General features: G+C 42.2%; 4 protein-coding genes and 1 pseudogene. 3 read left to right on the top strand and 2 right to left on the bottom strand.

Going from position 1 to position 7834, the window contains the following annotated elements:
* Positions 1-251: 251 nt before the first annotated feature.
* A pseudogene (locus VB740_RS16085) lies at positions 252-1051 on the top strand (IS1 family transposase).
* Between the two features lie 149 nt (positions 1052-1200).
* On the opposite strand, the gene VB740_RS16080 reads toward VB740_RS16085, so the two are convergent.
* On the bottom strand, positions 1201-2856 hold the full coding sequence (locus VB740_RS16080) for an iron uptake porin (protein ID WP_323200972.1): 1656 nt from the start codon (positions 2854-2856) through the stop codon (positions 1201-1203).
* A gap of 269 nt (positions 2857-3125) precedes the next feature.
* Between VB740_RS16080 and VB740_RS16075 the strand changes: the two genes are divergently transcribed.
* Positions 3126-5501 (top strand): hypothetical protein, encoded by a 2376-nt coding sequence (locus VB740_RS16075; RefSeq protein ID WP_323200971.1) that lies wholly within the window; start codon positions 3126-3128, stop codon positions 5499-5501.
* An 84-nt stretch (positions 5502-5585) separates the two neighbouring features.
* On the opposite strand, the gene VB740_RS16070 is transcribed toward VB740_RS16075, so the two are convergent.
* Positions 5586-5777 carry a hypothetical protein gene (locus tag VB740_RS16070; protein ID WP_323200970.1) on the bottom strand — a complete coding sequence of 64 codons (192 nt, stop codon included), beginning with the start codon at positions 5775-5777 and terminating at the stop codon, positions 5586-5588.
* Positions 5778-6613: 836 nt separating this feature from the next.
* Here VB740_RS16070 and thrC point away from each other — a divergent pair.
* Complete coding sequence (gene thrC / locus VB740_RS16065; protein WP_323200969.1) at positions 6614-7705, top strand: threonine synthase; 1092 nt, start codon at positions 6614-6616, stop codon at positions 7703-7705.
* Positions 7706-7834 lie beyond the last annotated feature (129 nt).

Genomic DNA, 7834 nt, shown 5'->3' with positions numbered 1-7834 from the left:
TACACCCCACACCCCGCCCCAACGGGGCTTGGTCAAGAAGGCTTTTTGAGTTGTACGAAGTTTTTTCACGCAATTAAATATGAGTCCCATAGAAGCCAATACAGCAATAGTTTTCAAGGCTTATAGCTAGGATTTTTCAATTACCTTTTAGCGATGTCTGCGAAAGCTATGCAACCAAGAAAGGTTGATTAGCAAAAGCTGAAACGACTTATGGCGTTGCATAATAAAGGGATGAATTAGGGTTTGCTACTGTGCATTGTCCATACTGCGAGTCTACGGAGATAAGGAAAAATGGTAAACGAAGATGTAAACAAAATCACATTTGTTTAAGCTGTGGTCGTCAATTTATAGATGTATACAGTCCACCAAAAGGATACTCAGATCAGATAAAACAAGAATGCTTAAAAGCATACGTTAATGGTGAGGGATTCCGAGCTATCGAGCACTCTGGCATGTGTTCACCATACAACTGTATTGGCTAAAACAAATTGGTGAAAAATTGCCAGACGCTCCACCACTTCAGGAGATTCCTGAAGTGGGAGAATTAGATGAACTAGAGACTTTCGTAGGGTCAAAAAAAACAAAGTTTGGTCATGGACAGCAATAAATCACTTCCGCAAAGGAATTTTAGCTTGGATTTTAGGAGACCACAGTGCTGAAACATTTAAACCTTTATGGGACGTTGTTTGCTGTTGGCAGTGCTATTTTTATCGAAGAAAAGCAGATAGCGCAGCGTAAAGCCTGCGGCATAGCTACGCTTAGAGCGAGTCCGCGCGCGATCTGCCTTCTGCAAGTGACGGATGGATGGAAAGTTTACCCCAGTTTTATTAACCCAGAAGATCATATTGTCAGTAAAACATATATGACCACAGTAGAAGGTGAAAATACACGTTTACGTCATTATCTTGCATGCCTACAGACGCTCCTAACGTCGCTACCGCTTCGCTATCGAAAAACATTATGCTATTCCAAATCAGTAGATATGCGTAAACATTCAATTCGATTGTTACTTTATTATTTAAAGTATAGAGAAATACCTGTATTCAGCTAATTCATCCCGCATTTATGCAACGCCGGATATGGATTATAGAAGATTTGAGTATAGGGTAATGAAAAAGAGACTTTCATTGTTATTTGTGGTCAATTGACTATAAGCATCTGTCAATACTTAATTGCAATAATATTTATGTGCAAGCAGAATTAAAAACTAAAAGTACTCCGCAGAATGCCTATGGTAACTGAGTCACTATGTTGTGTGTGCCCAGGCTCCAAGATATGAATTATTCCTGGTGTAATGCTGATATTATTTGTTAGCCGGAAACGATAAAATGCCTCAATTTGAGTGGTTGTTCCTGGTTGTCCACCAGCACGTCCTAAACCAGTATTGATAAAATCAGGAACATTATTCCCTACAGGTAAGTTGCTACTGGTGATTTTAGGAGGTTGACCGACATAAATTCCCCCCAAATTTCCTTTAGCAAATAAATCAGGAAAATTCAGAAACACCATATAATTCGTCGTCTCTACATTTCCCGTTCGCCCAGGAATGTAAGATTTAGTATAACCACCCCATGCACCTGCACTAATGCGGGGAGATATTTGCCAAGTTACAGTCGCACCTACGGCGTTGGTTTGCAGAGGTGCTGATTTTCCAGTACTGGTATTAACTGTAGTTAAGCATTCATCGCCAACAAAGGTTAGTAAACAACCATCTGAGGAGTAATTATTAACGTAATACAAACTTAAATCTAGAGTATCAGTTGGTGTCAGCAGCAATTGCACACCTGTAGTAGTGGTTCCATCAAATAAACCGCTACCTTTTCCGGGGTTTCCAGGTTGATAACTAGTATAAATTGCCTGCAAACTAGCGCGTTTAGCAAATTGCCAATCAATAGCTATACCGCCGTGACCGTATCCCATATTTAAAATTGGGTTTCTTTGGGCAAAATAAGATAATGGCCCTGTTGCAGCACTTTCTACCCGATTGGGGCCTCGAAAAGCAGCTGGCATACTTACGCCTTCTGTTCCTACCATCACTGCTAATTTATCTGTCACCAGCCAATGAAAATTGAGGTCACTTACAATTAAGCTATCTGTAGGAAATTCGTAGCCAAGTAAGACATCATTCCGGGAAACACTATTGGTAAATCTAGGCGAAGTTTTTCCTTTACCATCGATAAGACCTGTAAACAAGTAACTACTAGGAGTGATTTGGCTAGTTAAATATAGTTGCGCCAGAGAGATAACATTAGTGTTTGTCCCTGCATCATCTGTATCTTTTTGTCCATCTCTAGGATTCACATCACCACGATTGCTAGTCCGTCCTTGAATGCCAACTATCAGTAGTCCGCTAAGTTTAGTGGTTGTTGAGAATTGGTTGGCCTTGATTTCGGCGGTTCTGGCTTCTAAACTATCGATACGACCCCGCAAACTTGCTAATTCAGGGGCAAATTCTGACTGCAATTTTTGTAATATTGCTAAATCTTCGCGGGTGACTAAATCGCTGGTGGCTGTAGTGATTAATTCGTTGACTCTATCTAAACAAGCATTTACACCGGCGGCAAATTCATACCGACTTAAGGCACGATTACCGCGATAGTTGCTATCTGGATAGCCAGCTATACAACCATAACGTTCTACCAAAGACTGTAATGCTTGGAATGACCAATCGTTGGGTTGTACGTCCTTGAGTTGAGAAACCGATGTAACTTGCGCCATCGAATCTTCTGGAGAGAGGAGAGAAGAATTTAAATCTATACTCTCCTGCGCCTGAGTAGTTCCTACATCTGTGTACTCTTGTGCTAGTGCTTTTTGTGCAACTCCATTTACTCCCGCAATTAGTAACCATGCGAGCATCCAGGTTTTGTGATGACTACGGCTAATAAGGATACCTTTCAACTTTTTACACTCTGCTCACATACTTAAGTGAAGAGTGTATTCGCGATCATCTAATGTTCACATGGGGACATTTACGGATTTTGTCCCAAATGAGACTTAATCATTCTGGGCAACTTCTGAAAGGGCGAGTATAACAGGGTATTGGGGAGTGGAGACTAGGGACTAGGTACAGAGGACTAGGAAAGAGTTTCTCAATCCCTAATCCTCAATTCTCTAATCCCGAATCTATGGCAAATCGTTCACGCAAGCTGACGCCAAAACCCTCTAAACCAAATCAACCTCGTGCTGGTGCAATGAAACGCGTCGTTAAAAAATCCCAAAAAAAGCTAAAGCGAGGAAGTTGGTTTTCGTCAACGCTAGCGATACCTACGGTGGCAAGCTACGCAATTCTCTTAAGTAGTGCTAGTCTAATTATGGCTTTTGCCTGGATTAGTGTTCTCTTCATCTTTAATCCAGATCAAGTAAGCTGGCTAAATAAAATTTTACCTGCATGGGCACAAATTCCCCTTGGTAATCATGAACGTCCCCAAACTCTTAAACAAATTCAACTCGATTTGAGTAAAAAAAACCAAATATTTGGGGAAACTCTGCCTTTACATCAAGATGCGAAAAACTCATTTTTATTGCCAGTTTTTCAACAGCGTGCTAATTGTCAATCTAATTGTGAAGAACTTGTGGAACTCAGGGTTTACGAGCGCTCAGAAGATTTAGAGTTTAAATCTCAGTCAGAAAATTACTACTATTTAGCGACTCAATTACCTGTAACTGGGCCAGAAGAATCCTTTGTGATTTCTTCCTTGGCTGATAGTACATCAGAACCCCAAGATATCAATATTTCCCTACCTTTAACTGAAGTGCAACGCTTTGACGCTGGGACACCATCACCTGGAGTTTGGTTTAATTTGCAAGGTCAACGTCAACAAGGAACTGGTGCGTTCGCCTACGGTCACGTCGTATACTACAATCCAGAACGCAGGAATTTACTACAAATGTTGTCTTGGGCTAGCCCTAAGGGACAATTGCCCAAATGGCAGCAGGTAACTGGTGATGGAACAAAAGAGTTAGTTGTTAATCAAACTATAGGTTTAGAACCGCACTTACAGGTTTATCAAGTCAAACCTCTAAAGTTATTCCTCATACCAATTCAATTGCAGGCAATTACCCTCCAATCAGCAGCCCTCAAAGATTCTGCATACCAAAACGCCTTGTCAGTTGCCCGTAGTGGACTGTGGACACCAGCCTTTGAATGGTTGAAATTCATCAAGAAACAGCGCAAAGGAGGTTTCCCAGAGGCGGCGCAAGCACAAATGGATTTAATTCGCTTGCATTCCCAACTTACTAAAACCCAAGCCGAGAGAAGTTGGGCAAGTCCTAGTCAAGAAGTGCTGGCAGATTTGATTGATGGCCGCTGGGGGAAAGCTTTAGAGGTGTTTAAAGCGTCGCCACATAATGTCCAAGAAATTGTTACCCTACTCAAAGCTGATGAAAAACGGTTGTGGAATCGCATGGCGGCGGCGTTGCGGGTGAACCCAAATAGACTAGAGGTGCAAGCTTGGTTCGCTTTGATTTTAGCTGTTCAGCAGGGAGAAGGACATGCTAATTCCTGGTTGAAGGCGCAACCTAAAATTACAAAAGATAATCTTGCCTATATTCAAGGTCTGTTAGCCAGACTCAATGGTGAGGGTACATCGCAATTATCCTCTACTCACCCTAGTCAAATTGTTGGTACAGTGCAACCAATTACTCAAGTTACCAACACTGAATGGCTGCAACCAAATTCCTCAGCAGATTTGAAACTCACGGATAACCAAGTTTGGTATCAGGTGGAGGTGAGTGCATTTCATGACGGGAAACGCTGGTTAAATTCCCCTTTTGAGAATTTGAATCCATCCAAAACTGACGCAGCTAAATTTTTTTGGAAAACTTTGGGAATCACTTCTGACCCTGAAATCCAGATTGTGGTCTGGTTAGCTAACGGAGAACAACAAATTACTATAGCCGCTATCAAAGCGGTGCAACTGCGGGGTAAAGTTCTGCACCTATTAGCTGCTGGCCCCAAAATTCCAGAGAATCGAAACGATGTTCTCCAACCCAAACCTTTGGCCTTGACAAATGCAGCACTGGAATGGGTACAACCATTTCCAATTACTCTAAAACAACTGCATCAACAAAATCCTCAAGCGGTAAAGGTAATGTTATCGAGTGTATGGAAATCTTTACAGCAATCTGATGAAGTTCCGGGTGGTGCTATTCCTAGCTTTGAGCAGATGCAGGAAAAGTTGGGTGATTGGCCGGTTCAAGTGATTGATTTAACAAATAACGCTCAACCAGAAATAATACTGACTATCTCAGCAGAAGCAATAGCATCCTTGAATTACCCTACACCTGAAATTCAGGGGGAAAACACAGAGCAACGCCGTGACCGGACTATAATTTTGTCTGATAACAATAAAGTTATTTACACTGATTTTACAGAAAATTACTCACAAAACCTCTCTGCGATCGCCAAGCTTTCAGGTGTGCAATCTTTAGCTTTATTAGTAGAAAATGCTCATAAATACAGTTTGAAGCGCTGGTCAGTAAAAAATCAGCGCTTTGAATAGCACGCCCCCTGGCTCCAATTTAGATTAGAGAGGGAAAAAGCGCAGGCGTAGCCCGTCGTAGCATCGCTATCTGCAAGAATTGGCTTATTCTTCTTGCTTAGTTTCGGCTAGGCGTTGGTGCTTAAGGTTTTCCAACTGCTGCAACAGAGAGTCTACCTCTGCCTGTAAATTCATCAACTTTGCTTGCTGATCGTCTTGATAATAAGACTTGGTTAACTTACTGACCCAGTTAGCCTGGGACTCGCGATCGGAAACACTAGATAAACAAGTAGGCATCGCTAATTAAATCCAAAACTTAACTCACACCATTATGAAATATTATAATATTGCTCTTTTAAGCTTTATTAAAATATTGTCTCTTTTCAATCAATTACTCTAATGGATTTTAGGTTCAATCATAAGAGACGGTGATCATAATGGCTGTGTTCCTCACAAAACATTACCCCGCGTGTGCAAAGCTTCCGTCCACTCGATGTCACTTAGCAATACTTAATTGATAGCTTACTAATTATAGTTGTATGAATTAGTATCACTGTTTTTAGGTAATTTCCGTAAAAAACTATATGTAGATTATATTAAAATTACGCAAAATTATGAAAAAATGTAGTATCTGCCTACGCCAAGATCCACGAACGTAGAAGCAAGCTACGCACAGTGTCTCCATCAGGAGAAGGAAAAATCTACCGCGAAGGAAAGGCATTGTTATGCGTATTTTAACTGAAAAAATGAAAAGGTTAAAGTTGTTAAATAGACACAGATACGTTTATGAAACGTCTTACACAAAAGTGGCTTTTTGAAAAGTAGGAATAAGTGTTTCAGGGAGTTATTAGGTAAGTCCCATAAATTTGTCTATCATTTTTCAATTCGTCAGCATCCCAAGGTCGCCGTGGCGGTTATGATAAACTGACATTCTAAATAAAATAAAAATGGCAAAATCAAACGCCTGCACCACAAAAAATAATATTCTTACATAATATTCATTTGGAATTAGAGGACTCTTAACTGGAAACTAGCAAAGAAAAACTCACTTTCTTCCTCTTCCAGATCCTACGCTTCCCTATGCGACCCTTTCTAAATATCCAATCCCCTTACATTAAGAAATTTTAAATCCCGTGACTTTGAGCCTGTCTGTTGCTAAATCTCATCGCCAACCCTGGCCCGGACTGATAGAAGCCTATCGTGAATACTTGCCTGTCAGCGAAGAAACACCGATTGTCACTCTGTTGGAGGGTAACACACCCCTAATACCAGTGCCAGCGATCGCAGAACGCATTGGCAGACAAGTGCAAGTTTTTGTAAAATATGACGGTCTTAATCCTACCGGCAGTTTCAAAGACCGGGGGATGACTATGGCAATTTCCAAAGCCAAGGAAGAAGGGGCAAAAGCAGTAATTTGTGCCAGCACGGGCAACACCTCAGCCGCTGCCGCCGCTTATGCAAGGCGTGGGGGCATGAATGCCTTTGTGCTGATTCCCGACGGTTATGTGGCGCTGGGCAAGCTAGCCCAAGCATTACTGTACGGTGCAGAAGTATTGGCAATTAAAGGTAATTTTGACCAAGCCCTAGAAATTGTCCGTGAGATGGCCGAAAGCTATCCGGTGACTTTGGTAAATTCGGTCAATCCCTACCGCCTAGAAGGGCAGAAAACAGCAGCCTTTGAAATTGTCGATGTGCTAGGTAATGCCCCAGACTGGCTGTGTATCCCCGTAGGCAATGCGGGTAATATCACAGCATATTGGATGGGGTTTTGTCAATATCATCAAGCTAGAAAGTGCGATCGCTTACCCCGAATGATGGGATTCCAAGCCGCAGGTGCAGCCCCCTTAGTACACGGTCAGCCAGTAGCAAATCCCGAAACCTTAGCGACAGCAATTCGGATTGGCAACCCTGCTAGCTGGGAATTAGCTATTGCAGCCCAAACCGCAAGTCAGGGAAATTTCCACGCCGTTACCGATGCCGAAATTCTCGACGCTTATCGACTTTTGGCTGCATCAGAAGGTATCTTCTGCGAACCTGCTAGCGCCGCTTCTGTAGCCGGATTGTTGCAGGTAAAAGACCAAATTCCTACAGGGGCGACAGTGGTTTGTGTCCTCACAGGCAATGGTTTAAAAGACCCAGATACAGCCATTAAACACAATCACAGCCAATTTAAACAGGGTATTGCAGCAGAACTAGGTGCAGTAGCCGAGGCAATGGGATTTTAAGCACTCTGGAACTAAATGCGATCGTAATACGTAATGAAAAATTGCGTAGATAAAGCCCAACAAATGGCGCAGCCTCTGTCTGCGACACGCTGCGCGTTTGCGTAGCATCCCGCAGGGAACGTAGAGAAG

This window comes from Nostoc sp. UHCC 0251 (assembly GCF_034932245.1).
In the GTDB taxonomy this organism is placed as follows: Bacteria; Cyanobacteriota; Cyanobacteriia; order Cyanobacteriales; family Nostocaceae; genus Nostoc.
Note: the sequence above shows the minus strand (reverse complement) of the source record. Positions and strands in the feature narration are given on the sequence as shown.